This window comes from candidate division KSB1 bacterium (assembly GCA_034521575.1).
Lineage (GTDB): Bacteria > Zhuqueibacterota > Zhuqueibacteria > Residuimicrobiales > Krinioviventaceae > JAXHMJ01.
Genome location: JAXHMJ010000001.1, coordinates 350,196 through 365,761, shown reverse-complemented (window position 1 = coordinate 365,761; position 15,566 = coordinate 350,196). Strand labels below are relative to the sequence as shown.

Sequence of the window (15,566 nt, the reverse complement as noted above, 5' to 3'; positions counted from 1 at the left end):
CGATTGATTATAGACCAAAGAGTAAGCCAATGGTGATAACATAAAAGTTGCTTTCCAGATTACTGCTCCCCGGAATTTCCTTAAAATCGTAATCCAGAAAGACATAACGAATGTCACCGGTCAATTTTAAATTTGAACCGACGGGCAGTTCCGTACCGCCGCCAAAATGCCAGCCAAATTCCTGTTTGGTCTCGTCTTTAAGAAATGAGAATTTTTCCTGGTCATAATCCATAGTCGTGTTGTACCACCCGGCGCCAATGGCTCCATAGGCAAGGGGGGTTGGATAAATCAAACCGCTCATTATTATTGGCCAGCTCCGAATCGTCAAGGCGTCATTCGCATATTTTTCCTGACGATAGTTGATGGATGCTTCGAGACCAAGCATCGGAGTGAACTTGAATCGCCAGGCGACTCCGCCCATAAAATTACCGTCAGCATCCTGGGCTTTATAATAGCCGACCTGCGTGGCGCCGTTTTCATTCAGCGCAAAAAACTGACCCATTGAAAGACTATTTGTTATTTCAAAATTCTGAACACAATTCTTCTGTTCATTGCTCTGCCTTCTTTAGTCTCATTGCTTGCAATCGGATTTTCTTTTCCATACCGACAGTTGAAAGTCTGGAATCGGCAATACCTTTAGAAACAAGATAAGATTTAACGGTTAGGGCTCTCTCTACTGAAAGTTTCTGGTTGTATTCAGCGGAGCCGATATAATCACTATAGCCCTCAATTTCAACTTTCACATCAGGATTATCCTTCAATAGCTTTACGGCTTTATCAAGCACAGAATATGATTCCGGTAAAAGGTCTGATTTGTCGAACGCGAATTTTACACCAACCAGCACTAATCTGTCCTCAGAAATTGCGTAAATATGTTTATCAACAATAACTTCTTTGGGGATATGCTTGACAATCATATCTTCAATTCTGTTATAATCGGTCATATCTTTCATTTCCATGGGCATCTTCTGACAAGGCTCGCATTTCTTTGATGGCACGCCTTGGTTAAAGAAGAAATTGAGGCCGGCACTCAAAACCATATAAGAATCGCGTCCATTCACCTCAATTGGGGCAATCGCGCCATCAAGATCTGAATTATTTGTTTTATAATACCCAAACTCAGATACAAAGCTCCAATTGGAATTGATCTTGAATTCAGCACCAACTCCGGCATTTAATTGAGTCCCAAAGGTGTAATTATCCGATAATTTTGTTGGGTTGTCGGCTATCATTTTATAATTAGCACCGACTCCTACAAACAGATAAGGTGTAACCGGTGCGCATGGAACCAGATAATACATCAAATCAAGATCGCTTGTGATAATGTTTGTTGTTTCCTGAACCTTGTTAAGAGATGCATCGCTCCATTCTCCCTCAAGGTGGAAATAACCGCCTTTTAATCTTAATCCAACATTCTCAGAAAAATTTCGCTGAATTGAAAGATAGGCGCCGTAATTTGTATTTAAAGCGGTGATATTTGCCGAGTAATATCTGGGATAACTCAAGCCAAAACCGAATGCCCAACTATCGGTTACTGTTTGTGCCTGAGAAACACCCATGCCAATAGTCAGCATCAATGCGAGTATTATAAATAACTTTTTCATTTCATGTCTCCTTTTTTTCTAAAATACTGTTTAATTCAAAACGATTAAATTTTTCCCGATCAATTTGAGTCTATTTAACACGCTCATTTTGAAAATTCAGGGTGAGGATTTCAAATCTCCCCACCCTTACTTTTTAATAGACCTTATCGCTTATCAACAACATTGCTGTCCAATGTGATCGAGGCAACTCGCGTCAACGCCCTACCGTGCAATACCGCACCGGTAGCCAGCGTGATTGATTGATCAGCCAGGATATTTCCAACAAAGCTAGAGTTTGTTCCAAGTGTTGCTGAAGTGCCGACTGCCCAATAGACGTTTTGCCATTTTGCGCCACCGGCCAGAACAATTCTGGTTCCGGAATCCGTGACGAGAGTGGATCCCATCTTAAATATCCAGACGGCATTCGCGTTGCCACCGGCGTCAAGGGTTAAAACTCCCTGCGCTCCGCTTCCTGATATCCCGGTCGATGTCGAGTTCACATAGAGGCCGGGGGCAAGGGTCAAACCGCCCAGTTGACCCGGCAATGAGATGGCATCCAACGACCTTCCATGAGCGTCGTTATAAGCAGCAGTCAAATCAGTTTTTGCCGTACCTACTATCGGGATCAGCCGTCGTATAAAGTGTTCCGGTTACATTTTCCTCAGAAAGGCCAACAATTGTGCCGGTTGGATGCGATCCGACATCACCATAAATATGAGTAGTCACACCGGTGTTGGAGACTCCAGAGCCAGCCAGAACCGCAAAGTCACCTGCAGACCCAAGGTTTATGCCAGCCGGTCCAGATGTAAGTGATGTAAAGTTCGCTACCAATGTTCTGTTTTCACTTATAATAAACTGAAAACTTTCATTTGTTGATATGACAGTTCCGTTCTCCGTCCAGTTAGTAAATGAATATCCCGTATTCGGTGTCGCGACGACCGTTACAGAGGAGCCCGAGTTGTATGTGCCGCCACCACTTGTTGTTCCGCCTTCCGCCGGATTGGATGATAGCGTTACTGTATAAGAAATAACGGTTGAGAAACTCCATTCATAGTTATTTTCCAGAGCAGTGCCAGCTAAATCCTTTGCCCCGGTTGTAATCGTTGCTGTATATGTGGTATTCGGCTCAAGATTGCTTGACGGTGCAAAAACGGCTGTTTCGCCGGAGTAGGATACAACACCTGAAACGGGTGTTGATCCTTGCATTAAGGTAAAGGTTGCGGTGCTGATTGTTGAAGAATCCATTGTCGTGCTAAAAGTAGCAGCAATTTTCTGGTTGAGAGCCACATCTGTTTCAGCGTCAGCGGGGTCTGTAGAAATAACTGTGGGTGGGGTGACGACCGTTGATGCGCCTGTCGTAAAACTCCATTCGATAGTTATTTTCCAGAGCAGTGCCAGCTAAATCCTTTGCCCCGGTTGTAATCGTTGCTGTATATGTGGTATTCGGCTCAAGATTGCTTGACGGTGCAGCAAAGCGGCTGTTTCGCCGGAGTAGGATACAACACCTGAAACGGGTGTTGATCCTTGCATTAAGGTAAAGGTTGCGGTGCTGATTGTTGAAGATCCATTGTCGTGCTAAAAGTAGCAGCAATTTTCTGGTTGAGAGCCACATCTGTTTCAGCGTCAGCGGGGTCTGTAGAAATAACTGTGGGTGAGGTGACAACCGTTGATGCGCCTGTAGTGAAACTCCATTCATAGTTATTTTCCAGAGCAGTGCCAGCTAAATCCTTTGCCCCGGTTGTAATCGTTGCTGTATATGTGGTATTCGGCTCAAGATTGCTTGACGGTGCAAAAACGGCTGTTTCGCCGGAGTAGGATACAACACCTGAAACGGGTGTTGATCCTTGCATTAAGGTAAAGGTTGCGGTGCTGATTGTTGAAGAATCCATTGTCGTGCTAAAAGTAGCAGCAATTTTCTGGTTCAGAGGCCACATATCTGTTTCAGCGTCAGCGAGGTCTGTAGAAATGACTGTGGGTCGGGTGACAACCGTTGATGCGCCTGTAGTGAAACTCCATTCATAGTTATTTTCCAGAGCAGTGCCAGCTAAATCCTTTGCCCCGGTTGTAATCGTTGCTGTATATGTGGTATTCGGCTCAAGATTGCTTGACGGTGCAAAACGGCTGTTTCGCCGAAGTAATACAACACCTGAAACGGGTGTTGATCCTTGCATTAAGGTAAAGGTTGCGGTGCTGATTGTTGAAGAATCCATTGTCGTGCTAAAAGTAGCAGCAATTTTCTGGTTGAGAGGCACACCTGCTTCGGCTTTAGCAGGGTCTGTAAAACTTACCGTGGGTGCAGTGTCGTCTTGGACAGAAGTGATTCCAACTCTATCTTCACAGCTGGCCATTATCATGACCAGCAACAGTGGTATTAACCATAATTTTGAATATCTTTTCATGACAATCTCCTGTGCTTAGTTGTTTAATTTAATCTTTAATTCATAAATAAAACTTGTTTTGTTTGATAAACAATATCCTTCTTTTTGAAACATTTCCCTTCTTTTTTAAATATAGTATTCATTGAATCACTCGCCCAATTCACCATCAGATCATCAATGATGCTTGACCTGCCGGATCAAGTACAATAGGATGAGGGCGCCGATAATTGCGGCAATCAGCAAACCCAAAATGCCTGAACTCGAGATGTGGAACAGACCGAAAAGCCAGACTCCGATAAAGGAACCGATCACCCCAATGATCAAATCTCCCAACAAACCAAATCCTTTGCCTTTCCAGATGTGTCCGGCTATAAATCCTGCCAGCACCCCGACCGCCAAAAAAATCAGCAAGTATTCCATACTCATGGGGTATTTTCCTTAAATAAAGTGTGAATGATTCTGGTCTTCAGCGATAACATCCTGAAGAGTTGTTTGTGTATATGCGGCATAGTCAAACTCCTGCGACATCAAAGGGCTCCGTTTCAATCTTTTTTCAGATTCGATCCGGAGCCCTTCTAACGGGGAGGATACGGCGCTATTATGTATGGCCGAGCCTTGCTATTTTATAAAGTTGTCTGAAAAGGTTCCTCTCGCCATCCAGGGATGAATGACAACATCAACGCGACGGTTGGCGGCGCGGCCTGCTTCGGTCTCGTTGCTGGCAATCGGCTTGCTTTCGCCATACCCGATTGCTTCAACACGGGAAGCATTCAGATTAGAGTTTGCCAAAAGATATTGTTTTACCGCTACGGCGCGCTCCCTGGATAGTTGCAAATTCTGTTCATCGCCGCCGTACGAATCTGTATTGCCCAGTACGGAAACGGTACATTCCGGGAAGAGTTGATAGCATCGCGCACTTTGGTCAGCAACCCAAAGGATTGTTGCTCGATGGTTGCCTTGGCGGTGGGGAAATTTAGCCCAACCAGGCGGATAATGATATCGTTGCCCTCGCGCAGCATCTGTGCTTCTTCGCGACTGAATGATTCCTCCACGCCGGAAAACAGCTCGCGTGTTTTAGCTTGACTGGCGATTTGCTGCGCCAACGCAGATTTTTTTTCTGCCTCGCTGCCCAACTGTTGCTCCATTTCGACAATCCGGGCTTCGCTTAGAGCGTTTTGCCGTTGGTACCAGTCTAAATGCTGGCTTAATTTTTCGACTTTATCCTGAGTAGCAATGACGGAAGCGATGATTTCTCCAGTGGTTTTTCCGAAACCAGCGTCGAACGAAGCGCTCAGGTTTGATTTTTCGGCAATCAGCTTCAAAGGTTTTTCCGAAGCCAACATCAGGTCTTCCCAGCTTTGATCATTATCTTTCATCTGCTCAATGACTTTTGCCAGATAGATAGCGTGTTTTGCCTCATAGTTGGCTCGCCGCGCCAAACCGCGCGCCACATCGGTATCGTAACGATTCTCATTCAGTTCTTTTTCAGCCTGATTCAAAAGCTGCCGGGCAAGTCGCAAGGTTTTGGGGGCTTGGTCTTCGACGTCAAGCTGATCTGCCTGTTTCAACAATTCCCGGGTTTTTTGCAGATAGTTGGTTTTAATGGCTTCAAGCTCGGCCTGACGATACAGTGTTTCGGCTTCACCGGCTTTCTTTTTTGCCTTATTCAGGTCTCCATCCTCGAGTTTAACAGCGGCTTCTTTGAATTTTTTTTCGGCTTCAATCCAGCGTTTAGATGAAAATTTAGCCGCTTCGGTATAGTTTGCATCCTTGCGTGCTTTTATCGAATTTGGGAAAGTTACCTCGGCAAGCTTCGTGGCGTTTATTGCTTTTTGGAAATAGGCGGTTGATTCGCGAAGATTTTTGCGAATGTCATCCAGGTTTTTTTCCTGCTCAAGATCCGCTTCAGCCTTTTGATAGCGTTGCATCGCTTCGCCAAAGTTATCGGGCGCCAGAACGTCCGCCTGGGCTTCTTTCGCTGCCTGCATCGCCGCATGAGCATCCTTAAAAAGGATGATTTTTACTTCTTGCGCTGCCAGGGCGCCCGCAGTTGCCATCAATAAAACGGCAAGGCAGCCTATTATGGCTGCACTGGCTAACTTTAATAATTTTTGTTTCTGAAACATGATTGTCTCCTTTGGATTTTTCAAGTGTATGAAAATTTTCACCGCCGCCATTTCTGCATTTAGAGTTTATTCGTGCTCAAGACGGTTTGGCGGTCCGGGTCACGATCTTTTTTCGGTCTTACCTCCTTACTGTAAAATGACTACCTATTCATAGAGCAATTAAAACAAAGCTGAGCAAACTTTCATATCCGCTCAGCTTTGCGATTGATTATAGACCAAAGAGTAAGCCAATGGTGATAACATAAAAGTTGCTTTCCAGATTACTGCTCCCCGGAATTTCCTTAAAATCGTAATCCAGAAAGACATAGCGAATGTCACCGGTCAATTTTAAATTTGAACCGACGGGCAGTTCCGTACCGCCGCCAAAATGCCAGCCAAATTCCTGTGTGGTCTCGTCTTTAAGAAATGAGAATTTTTCCTGGTCATAATCCATAGTCGTGTTGTACCACCCGGCGCCAATGGCTCCATAGGCAAGGGGGGTTGGATAAATCAAACCGCTCACCATTATTGGCCAGCTCCGAACCGTCAAGGCGTCATTGGCATATTTTTCCTGACGATAGTTGATGGAGGCTTCGAGTCCAAGCATCGGAGTGAACTTGAATCGCCAGGCGACTCCACCCATAAAATTAGCATCAGCATCCTGGGCTTTATAATAGCCGACCTGCGGACCCAGACTTACGCTCTGTGCATTCACCGGGACAACCAGCGCTGTGATCAGTCCCATTAGCAGCAACATTTTCTTCCACATAAAATTACCTCCTGTTCACAAATAAATTCCAGACATGATGTTTTATTGTTTCTACTTTACGACAACTTGAAAAAGAACACGCATATTCGCCAGCGCTTCCTTTGAGAATACGTCAGCCGGTTCCTCCTCATACAATGCCGGTTTTGTTCTGCCATAACCGATTGTCGTGATTCTTTCCGGTGCAATTCCTTTTTCGATCAGATAGTCCCTGACCGCACCGGCTCTTTTTTCGCTCATTTGTTGATTGACGTCTTCCGTTCCTTTGGCAGAAGTGTATCCAGCCATACGGACATGTATTTGGGGATTTTCTTTCAATGTCCTCACATCTGCATCCAGCAAATTCTTTGCTTGCTCCGAAAGCGTAAATTGGTCAAAATCGAAATGCGTGTCACCGAAGACGACTACTTTTTCATTTTCCTTCGGCTCAAGCGCCAGCATCATGACCTTTAACTCGGACAAGCTCTTTTCAGATAATTCCGTTCTGGGGCTTTTCAAGAGCGTTAGTAAAAGAATCACTACGATTACACAGAGCACACCAACAATAACAAGAAGAATATTTTTTAACTGTTTATTACGCGTTGATCCGGAGTGTTTTGTCGTTTGCTTTTTCACCTTGGGCTTTCTGGTTTGTTTTTCCGCTTCAAGCCAGTCTACAAAATCATTTCCGTCCTTAAATCCATGTTTCTCATAGAGCTCATACGCCTTTTTTCTGATCTCCTCGTTTTCTTCATTTAACACTTTTTGCCTCATTTTGTCACCTTTTTTTTAATTATAAATAGTCGTAAATATGTGCTGCTGCCACCGGTTCACTTGAAGGTGATTAGCTCACTCCCATATCAGCAACTTCCCGCTCTGGGCGGGACGCATCCTGAGAGGTTGAGAACTAACCCTTCCATCCATTGCGACGGGCGTTCCCTTTGCAATCGATTTTGTTCTGATAGGCTTGTGTCGAAGCGCCGATGATATTGCCGTTCGGGGCAGTGCGCCGCCAACGCCAGAACCCTTCGGTGTCTTTGTAGATTTCTCATGTATCGTTCATAATGTATTCACCTCATCTTTTTTGCCTTTTCTGAGTATTTTAATTTTCTCATCATACGTTGTCAACGCATGTAATACGTGATGCCGGCGCCCACATAGTGAGACGAGTTGTCGTTGATTGCGATACCGAACTCGGTAGCCAAGTCGAGTGCATTGGACAGGCGGTACTCGATTCCAGGCACAAGGTGCAATCTCATGAATGAATCATCGATTCCCGGCGGGGCATCCTGGATCGACTCGAACGAGGCATCCAAAGCCCCGCACAACTCCAGGTTGTCGGTCACGTGCCCGCTCAACTGCGGGGTGATTTCGAACCCCATGGTGTCATAATTATTATCCTTACCGGATATCCAGTGGACACCTCCCGTCAATGAGCAATCAATGTGGGAATTATTATCTTCACCTCTGAAAATCCAGTACTCGCCATCCACGCCGATAACAGTACCTTGATCGAAGACACCTAGCTTGGCTTCGACGTCGAACTGTTCGGTGAATGCATACCCTCCACGAGCCGCAAATCCGATTTCGTTATCGGCTCCGTCCTTACCGAGTACAATAATTGGGGCAGCCACGAGCTTGAATATACCAGGCTCCATTGTCTCGGCGGACTGCAGAATACCGAGGTACTGGGCCGTAGCCGGCAGCGTAAAGCACAGGAGCACACCTGCAATAAAAACTGTTTGAAAAATTCTAGAGGTTCTCATGATACATCTCCTTATTAAATGAATGAAAATCGTTTTGTTATTTATATCAAATCCAGCCGTAAAGACAAACCGCCAAAGGGATGTGTAAAAAGAATTGATTCTTTTTGACTACCAATTTATCATCCTTATCCATGAACGATCAACCCACTGAATACCTGAATACGAAGAAAATGGACATTTTTCAACTTGTCACTACTTTTTGTAATATGTCATAGCCTCTTTTATCTCTGATTTTATTTTCCGGATCCGATTCGCGTCGGAGGGGTGTGTGCTCAGGAACTCCGGCGGTTTGGCGCCCGCGTTCTGAGACATACGCTGCCAAAATCCGATGGCGCTGTTGGGATCGTATCCTGCCATTGCCATAAAAATTAATCCAAGACGGTCTGCCTCGCTCTCCTGAAGACGGCTGTACGGCAGCACCGCGCCAAGCTGAACCCCGACGCCGAAAACCGTCATCCAAATCTGCTGGGTTTGCTCGGGTTTCTGCTGGAGCGCCATCGAGAGCGTCTGTCCGCCAAACTGGGCAAGCAGCGCCTGACTCATCCGCTCGTTGCTGTGCTTGGCCACGGCGTGAGCGATCTCGTGCGCCACCACCACGGCCAATCCGGCTTCATTTTGGGTGATCGGCAGGATTCCCGAGTACACGACTACTTTCCCCCCCGGCATGCACCAGGCGTTCACTTGCTCGTTTTCGATAAGGTTGAATTCCCACGCGAATCCATCAAGATCCTGAGATAAATTATTTTGTGCGAAATAGCCAGTCACTGCGCTTTGGATGCGATTTCCGACTCTTTTCACCAGCTTTGTCTCCGCCGAATTCGTGCTTGTCTTGTTTTCTTTCAGAAACTGGTCGTACTGGACAAAGCTCGTGGAAAGCATGTCAAAATCCGAAACGAGAGAGAGTTGACGCCTGCCGGTGAGCGGCACGAGGCTGCAAAATTGTAGTAGAAGCGCCGCAATCAAAAGGCTAAATAATCCGATTTTTAACTTTTTCATGGTTCACATCTCCTGATTGTGTGATTGATCAATAGACTATTGATTACTTTAGCTTATAACATTCCCAGCCGGAATGATTCCGTTTGTGCTTCGAGCGTCCAAAACGCGGCGGTCGGTAGAAGACGTCTACGCCCTCGCTCATTCCAGGCTGCATGGTTGCAGGACCTTCGGCGCAATCGCAGCGCTCTACAGAGACCGGATTTCGCCCTTTCAATGTGGTCAAGGTCTGATCGTAAACACTGTCAATGGACTGCACGTATTCCTGCACCCGATCCACATCATACACGGCAACAGTGACCGCTGTCTGAATATCTTCAGTCAATAGTTCGAATGCCTGGCGCGCATAGTTCTTTGCAAACCGGGGCACATCTCCATCTCGCAAACCGACATCCAACCGTTTAAATGGACAAAGATAAAAGTAGGAAAGGTGAAGATTGCCCGGCGAAGCAACGATGGTACGCGTGTAGGGAGCAAGCGCCGCAATGGTGTGAGGGGTGCCGCCGAAACACGTAGAGAGCACGAGGAGATCGAACTTTGTGGAATCACGTGTCATGCGCTTCAATCCATCGGCAAGCTCATGAACCTCGAACGTCTTTTTCGGATACGATGCATCATAACCTGTTCGGTCGAATTCAGGGATTTCATGACCAAAGTAAAAGAACAATTTCACCAATTGAGATTGCTCGCCCAGGTGAAAACGATGATAAAGCTCCGCTTCAGGATCGAAGCGGGATGATCCATGATCGCGCCAATACGATTCTTTGGCGAGCAGCCGTCCGTTCCGATAGTGATAAAATTTTCCATCACGGCGTGGAAATAACAACGTATGTCTTTTGGGTTTTTGGTGAAAAATGAACACCTCCGCTTGCGGATTTTGCACCGCTACACTTATTGCCCCAAATAGAGCCTCCTCATCTGCTCTGTGCGCACGGCCGCCGGTATCGTGATAAAGATAGTCACCATCGCCGTGGATAATAAATACCATTGAGTAGTGTGGCGGTGGCAATGCACTCTCCTTCTCCAGCGCAGTTTGCCTATGGATCAAAGGAACGGAGCTGCACGAAAACAGAAATAATACGAGCGCCACGCAACTGACGACCCCGAAAAGCATTGAGCAGGGTTGCGTGGTACTCGTGAAAGACAAGTTGTTTGAGCTATGCATGTCAATAGCCTGTAAATGTTTGCCTGGTGACAACAAGACTACAGGATGAGTATCAAAACAATGAGGATCAAGAGCGCCGATACCAAGCTGATGGTAAACTCCCAGCGTAGCCTGCTCCATATCCTGAACAACATAATCAGAGAAATTATTGAGTTGTGCATCGGCAACCCGCGCATAGCCATTAATGCCCGCGAGCTCATCTTGTTTCTCCTGAAGAGCCGCTTTGAATTGATCAATGCCAGCGCGATCTTTTTGCGAAATCAGTCCGGAACTTTCAACTCTCTCCAGCGCCCGGGACATGGTTTGCAATGATTTGTTGAGTATTTCACGTTTTTCGACCGGATCATCCGTTGCCTTTACTTTGTTTGCAGTCTCATTAAAGTACTTTTGAATATCTTCTGTCCCTCCCGCATGCCCCGCTTGAATCATTACAAACAGCATAATAATGGCTATGAAAATTATTCTTGCTTTCATGGTGTTACCTCCAAAAAGTTAAAATAAAATTAATTGATTATTTCCATCGTAACGTTATTGATTGCCCGCGCTCAAAGCGTTAGATGGATTTGCATTTTAGGCCCAAGCAGGTGCCCAAAATTTTATTGAGCGGTATAGCCTCCATCGATAACCAACTCGGCTCCAGTAATAAATTTAGACTCATCAGAAGCAAGATAGAGCACGCCATAGGCAATATCATCAGGCTCTCCGACATGACCAATGGGATGGTGACTATCAAGCTGCTCTCTGAACGCCTTGACTCCTTCTGGTGAATCTTTAGCGAGTCCCTCCACAAGTGGCGTCCATATAAAGCCCGGATGTATGGAATTGACTCTAATATGGTCCTTTGCATAAAACAGAGCATCATTCTTACTCATCAGCCGAACGGCCCCTTTGGATGCATGATAGGGCGGCAAGTCCGCAGCGCCGACGATTCCATAAATAGAAGACATGTTAATGATGCTGCCGCCACCAGATTTTTTCATGAATGGGATCGCATGTTTGGTACAAAAGAAAACACCGCTGACGTTCACATCGATGACTTTTTCCCATTCTTCTTTGGTTATTTCATGAGTAGGTTTATTCGCTCCGGCGATACCGGCGTTGTTAACAAGTATGTTTATTGAGCCAAATTCACGAGCAATATTGGAAAAAGCGCTGCTAACGCTATCCTCATTCGAGGTATCGACACGCCAGTATTTTGCAATTCCACCGAATTCCGAGATTGTGTCTACTACTTTTTGCCCCTCTTCATCCGCTATGTCGGTTACAGCGACCTTTGCTCCTTCTCTGGCCAATTGCAGACACGCTGCTCGACCAATTCCTACTGCGCCACCCGTAACAACAGCTATCTTGCCTTCTACTCTCTTCACGATCAACTCCTTTTGTTATAAAATGCCTACCCGGTCGGGCTCGCGCCGACCGCTGTAACCGATTCGTTAGGCAGTCGTTATTTCTTGTGATTTGCTGCTGCGTCACTGAAAGCAGACTTTGTCGGATTCCACACCGTCTTTGATCGACTCCCACGAGTCTTCACTTGCGTCCGCAATTTCAGCAAGCTTGTTCTTTCCACTCTCAATCTTGCCTTTTAGTGCTTCGATCTGCTTGTTCAATTCCAGATGTGCGTCAGCGCCGGCTCCAGAGGCCTTTGCCTTAAGCTTTTCTACTTTTGCTTTCCACTCGTCCAACTGAGCCTGTTTTTTCTGCTGATACAGTTCTTTCTCACTCATTGCTTTCTCTTTTCAGTATTTTATTTGTTGGCGCCGAATTCTTTTTCAGACTTTTCCCATGCATCACTGAGATTCTTGTATGCATCTGAAAACCCTTTCTTTGTATGCTCCCAGGCATCGGCAGAACTGGTTTTCAATCTGCTGTACCAATCGCCCACCTCTGTTCGTTGCTTGCGCAGCGCTTCCAGGTTAGCACGGGCGTTTTCACGAGCGTCCTTGTTCATTTGATCCCAGTTATTGTTAATACGTGTTTCCAGTGTATCGATGCGTTTATCCAGGTCGTCCAAGGCCGTTTTGGTTCTTTCAATCGCTTCTTCCCGCTGATCGGCGGTATAAGTCCCAAGCGCCTTGATTAAATCCTGCGTTTCTTGTTTGATTTGTTTTGTCGACGTTTTGTCTTTAGATAAATCTGTACAGCCTGTCACTGTTATTATGAGCATGGCGGTTAACATCCACGTCAAGACAGAATGGTTTGTTTTTGTGTATTTCATTTGTTATTACTTTCATTTTTATGTTGTGGTTTTGCGCGACGCTTCACCAGAAGCGTCGCAGTAATTCCTGCGATAAACCCTGTGGCTGCGGTTAAAAACAGCAGGATGATGCCCGGCACATCTCCGGTCAGCCAGAGAAAACGAACGTGCCAGGGCGCTTGATTCTGAGACACAACTAGCGGAAAGCGACCATCCTGCACAGAAGCAACACCAGCTTGATTAATTTCATATCTTTTCCTTCGGTTTGAACTTTCAAATGTTCATGCTGCCTGACACTAAATTGGCCGGTGCGGTGCCATTCAATTGATTGTCATCTGCCAATGCGGATAGTGGACATGGAGCCGATCACCCCAAAAGCACTCAACAGCCACAAAACCACCGCGATGATCACGACAACATTCAAGATCGTTTTGATCTTGCGATGCATTGGTATGTACTGATTAATCAACCACAAAAGAACACCGACTACGATCAGAACGATGACAACATTAATTAGTGGCATTATTGCCTCCTTTTCATGACTAATACTATCGCATCTTCTTTCATCAGCACTGGTTTAACGGATTCACTCGAACGCGAGTTGGTTCGTTTGCCGTCTTCTGCGGCTTTTTTCGATTTATTTCGCCAAAATGGCAGCTCCACGCGTCGATTTTGTTCACGACCATAGTCTGTATCATTTGAAGCGATCGGATTCAACTCGCCGAGTCCTGTCGTGGTAATCCTTGAGCCGTCAATACCCAGATTTCTTTGATAATCGGCAACGGCTTGAGCACGACGTTCGGACAACTTTTGGTTGTATTCTTCAGAGCCTTTATCATCGGTATCGCCTTCAATGAGAATGTTTGTATCCGGATATTTCTTAAGCACCTTTGCCAAACTCTCAATGTTCGTCTTTGCCGCAGGCTGCAACTCGGAAGAATCATATTCAAAGAGAATTCCGGAGTCAAACGTGATCTTGATTCCCTCACCAATTCGCTCGATTTTTGCGTTCTCGATGTCCTGTCTCATCTCTTCGGCTTGCCTTGTCCATCTGGCGAACCGATGAGCGCTCCGGCTACCGCCGACCGCCGCCCCGGTGCGGTGGCGCCAACGGCCGTGTTTCCGAGTTGCTTGTCCGATAACGCCGCCGGCAACGCCGCCGGCGCCCGCGCCGATTCGCGCCAGCCTGTTAGCGCGCTACTCAGCTCCACACGCCGTCAGTAAGAGCGATCCAACACAGAGTAGCGCTCCGATGATGACAACGTTTGGTTTTGATTTCAGTGAGTACACCTTCTTTTCAAAAACTGTGGACAGGGTTAATTCGAGCGGAAGGCCAACGGATACGGCCTCATCCATGGGCCGAAGGCCTCACTCTCTACGCCCCGCCCAATTACGTATTGTTTGAGCGGAGGTGATATCACCCGGATGCTGGTTTGTGTGACATTCTTCAGTTAACTCTCCCGGCATTCATTACAGCGTTATTCCGCCTATTGCTGAACATAGAATTCAATGCGATCGATTCTCTGCCCGGCCATCTGCGCGGTATCATTACCGGCAACGGGTTCGGTTTCACCTTTTTACCGACGGTTTTACAGGCGATTCGCCGGCGATGCCTCTTTCCGCCGCCGGTATTCGCCGCCTGTGCCCGGCGCAATGAGAGCGCCCGATTGTATTCATCGCTGCCCACACTATCCGTATGGCCGGAAATTTCCACCTGAACATCGGGATTGGCAACGAGAGCTTTATGGGCTTCCTCTAAAATATACCTGAGGAGTCCGGCGTCGAAGTGGCCTTGCTCGTAATCCAAAATCGACCCCTCGAAGAATTACTTTTTTCCCTTTCTCGAGAATAATCGTCGTTTTTGGCTTTGCAACGTCATCCTTCGAATCCAGCGGGTTCGTTTTGTTTTTCACTTCGGCGCCATCGTTTGCACCACCGCCATCGGTATCGATTTTCCGCCGAGATCGGTCTTATATTGTTCACTTTCGTCGCCGTCGCTAAACCATCACCATCCGTGTCTGCTTTCGCCGGATCGGTTTTATACTGATTCACTTCAGCGCCATCGCTCAGCCCGTCGGCATCGCTATCCCTCTTGAGCGGATCGGATTTGCCCTGTTCACCACTTCGTCGCCGTCGCTCAAGCCGTCGCCGTCGCTCTGCCGCCATTCAGTGGATCGGATTTGTGCTGCGCTTCGATTCAGGACCGTCGTTCAGGCCGTCGCCATCGCTGTCCGCCTTGAGTGGGGCGGTCTTGTACTGATTCACTTCAGCGCCGTCATTCAAGCCGTCACTATCCGTGTCTGTCTTAAGAGGATCGGTTTTGTATTTGTGCACTTCATTGCCATCGTTTAAACCATCATTATCGCTATCCGGCCTGAGCGGATTGGTTTTCCATCGATTTATTTCATCGCCATCGCTCAAGCCGTCGCCATCGGTGTCGGCCTTTTTGGGATCAGTGCCTAATTCTTTTTCAATCTTATTGGTCAGTCCATCCTTGTCTGGATCGGCATCCGCGCCTGGTCCGGCAAACACAAGTCCGAGAAGAAAACCAAAGTACCCATCATGCTTCTTATTGGTAAGACTGTTGAGGTCGGCACCCGTTCGCGTGCGTCCGTCGAGTTTATCCGTTAAGGACAA

23 protein-coding genes are annotated in these 15,566 nt (G+C 46.7%); all 23 read right to left on the bottom strand.

Annotation, left to right across the window (positions count from 1 at the left end):
* Positions 1-7 precede the first annotated feature (7 nt).
* The 23 genes from U5R06_01700 to U5R06_01590 all read right to left on the bottom strand — a co-directional run bounded on the left by U5R06_01700 (position 8) and on the right by U5R06_01590 (position 15,566).
* Positions 8-502 (bottom strand): outer membrane beta-barrel protein, encoded by a 495-nt coding sequence (locus U5R06_01700; GenBank protein ID MDZ7721554.1) that lies wholly within the window; start codon positions 500-502, stop codon positions 8-10.
* A gap of 46 nt (positions 503-548) precedes the next feature.
* Positions 549-1,604 (bottom strand): OmpA family protein, encoded by a 1,056-nt coding sequence (locus U5R06_01695; GenBank protein ID MDZ7721553.1) that lies wholly within the window; start codon positions 1,602-1,604, stop codon positions 549-551.
* 143 nt (positions 1,605-1,747) lie between these two features.
* Entirely contained in the window at positions 1,748-2,143 is a 396-nt protein-coding gene (locus tag U5R06_01690; GenBank protein MDZ7721552.1) for an ice-binding family protein, read from the bottom strand.
* Positions 2,144-2,180: 37 nt separating this feature from the next.
* Positions 2,181-2,957, bottom strand: a complete 777-nt coding sequence (locus U5R06_01685) for an Ig-like domain-containing protein (GenBank protein ID MDZ7721551.1) — start codon at positions 2,955-2,957, stop codon at positions 2,181-2,183.
* 155 nt (positions 2,958-3,112) lie between these two features.
* Positions 3,113-3,982 carry an Ig-like domain-containing protein gene (locus U5R06_01680; protein MDZ7721550.1) on the bottom strand — a complete coding sequence of 290 codons (870 nt, stop codon included), beginning with the start codon at positions 3,980-3,982 and terminating at the stop codon, positions 3,113-3,115.
* Between the two features lie 153 nt (positions 3,983-4,135).
* A complete protein-coding gene (locus U5R06_01675; GenBank protein MDZ7721549.1) occupies positions 4,136-4,387 on the bottom strand; it encodes a GlsB/YeaQ/YmgE family stress response membrane protein in 252 nt (83 codons plus the stop codon).
* Between the two features lie 192 nt (positions 4,388-4,579).
* Entirely contained in the window at positions 4,580-4,795 is a 216-nt protein-coding gene (locus U5R06_01670; protein ID MDZ7721548.1) for an OmpA family protein, read from the bottom strand.
* A complete protein-coding gene (locus U5R06_01665) occupies positions 4,768-6,087 on the bottom strand; it encodes a hypothetical protein (protein ID MDZ7721547.1) in 1,320 nt (439 codons plus the stop codon). Before U5R06_01665 ends, U5R06_01670 begins: the two co-directional genes overlap by 28 nt.
* 208 nt (positions 6,088-6,295) lie before the next feature.
* Positions 6,296-6,835 (bottom strand): outer membrane beta-barrel protein, encoded by a 540-nt coding sequence (locus U5R06_01660; GenBank protein MDZ7721546.1) that lies wholly within the window; start codon positions 6,833-6,835, stop codon positions 6,296-6,298.
* Between the two features lie 51 nt (positions 6,836-6,886).
* Positions 6,887-7,585, bottom strand: coding sequence for an OmpA family protein (locus U5R06_01655; protein MDZ7721545.1), 699 nt, complete (start codon positions 7,583-7,585; stop codon positions 6,887-6,889).
* 133 nt (positions 7,586-7,718) lie between these two features.
* Positions 7,719-7,856 (bottom strand): DUF1508 domain-containing protein, encoded by a 138-nt coding sequence (locus U5R06_01650; protein MDZ7721544.1) that lies wholly within the window; start codon positions 7,854-7,856, stop codon positions 7,719-7,721.
* A 79-nt stretch (positions 7,857-7,935) separates the two neighbouring features.
* Complete coding sequence (locus U5R06_01645; GenBank protein MDZ7721543.1) at positions 7,936-8,577, bottom strand: hypothetical protein; 642 nt, start codon at positions 8,575-8,577, stop codon at positions 7,936-7,938.
* A gap of 192 nt (positions 8,578-8,769) precedes the next feature.
* Positions 8,770-9,573 carry a M48 family metallopeptidase gene (locus U5R06_01640; GenBank protein MDZ7721542.1) on the bottom strand — a complete coding sequence of 268 codons (804 nt, stop codon included), beginning with the start codon at positions 9,571-9,573 and terminating at the stop codon, positions 8,770-8,772.
* A gap of 43 nt (positions 9,574-9,616) precedes the next feature.
* The gene (locus U5R06_01635) at positions 9,617-11,209 is read right to left on the bottom strand and encodes a hypothetical protein (GenBank protein MDZ7721541.1); all 1,593 of its coding nucleotides are present in this window, start codon (positions 11,207-11,209) and stop codon (positions 9,617-9,619) included.
* Positions 11,210-11,331: 122 nt separating this feature from the next.
* Entirely contained in the window at positions 11,332-12,102 is a 771-nt protein-coding gene (locus U5R06_01630; GenBank protein MDZ7721540.1) for a glucose 1-dehydrogenase, read from the bottom strand.
* A gap of 102 nt (positions 12,103-12,204) precedes the next feature.
* Complete coding sequence (locus tag U5R06_01625) at positions 12,205-12,459, bottom strand: coiled coil domain-containing protein (GenBank protein ID MDZ7721539.1); 255 nt, start codon at positions 12,457-12,459, stop codon at positions 12,205-12,207.
* Between the two features lie 20 nt (positions 12,460-12,479).
* The gene (locus U5R06_01620; GenBank protein MDZ7721538.1) at positions 12,480-12,950 is read right to left on the bottom strand and encodes a hypothetical protein; all 471 of its coding nucleotides are present in this window, start codon (positions 12,948-12,950) and stop codon (positions 12,480-12,482) included.
* A complete protein-coding gene (locus U5R06_01615; GenBank protein MDZ7721537.1) occupies positions 12,947-13,150 on the bottom strand; it encodes a LapA family protein in 204 nt (67 codons plus the stop codon). The genes U5R06_01620 and U5R06_01615 overlap by 4 nt, the downstream gene beginning before the upstream one ends.
* Positions 13,151-13,260: 110 nt before the next feature.
* Entirely contained in the window at positions 13,261-13,452 is a 192-nt protein-coding gene (locus U5R06_01610) for a Thivi_2564 family membrane protein (GenBank protein MDZ7721536.1), read from the bottom strand.
* Entirely contained in the window at positions 13,452-13,958 is a 507-nt protein-coding gene (locus U5R06_01605; GenBank protein MDZ7721535.1) for an OmpA family protein, read from the bottom strand. The genes U5R06_01610 and U5R06_01605 overlap by 1 nt, the downstream gene beginning before the upstream one ends.
* A gap of 418 nt (positions 13,959-14,376) precedes the next feature.
* A complete protein-coding gene (locus tag U5R06_01600; protein MDZ7721534.1) occupies positions 14,377-14,643 on the bottom strand; it encodes a hypothetical protein in 267 nt (88 codons plus the stop codon).
* Positions 14,644-14,804: 161 nt separating this feature from the next.
* Positions 14,805-15,095 (bottom strand): hypothetical protein, encoded by a 291-nt coding sequence (locus tag U5R06_01595; protein MDZ7721533.1) that lies wholly within the window; start codon positions 15,093-15,095, stop codon positions 14,805-14,807.
* Positions 15,096-15,566: a hypothetical protein gene (locus U5R06_01590; protein ID MDZ7721532.1), complete on the bottom strand. Its 471-nt coding sequence runs from the start codon at positions 15,564-15,566 to the stop codon at positions 15,096-15,098. It abuts the gene before it with no gap.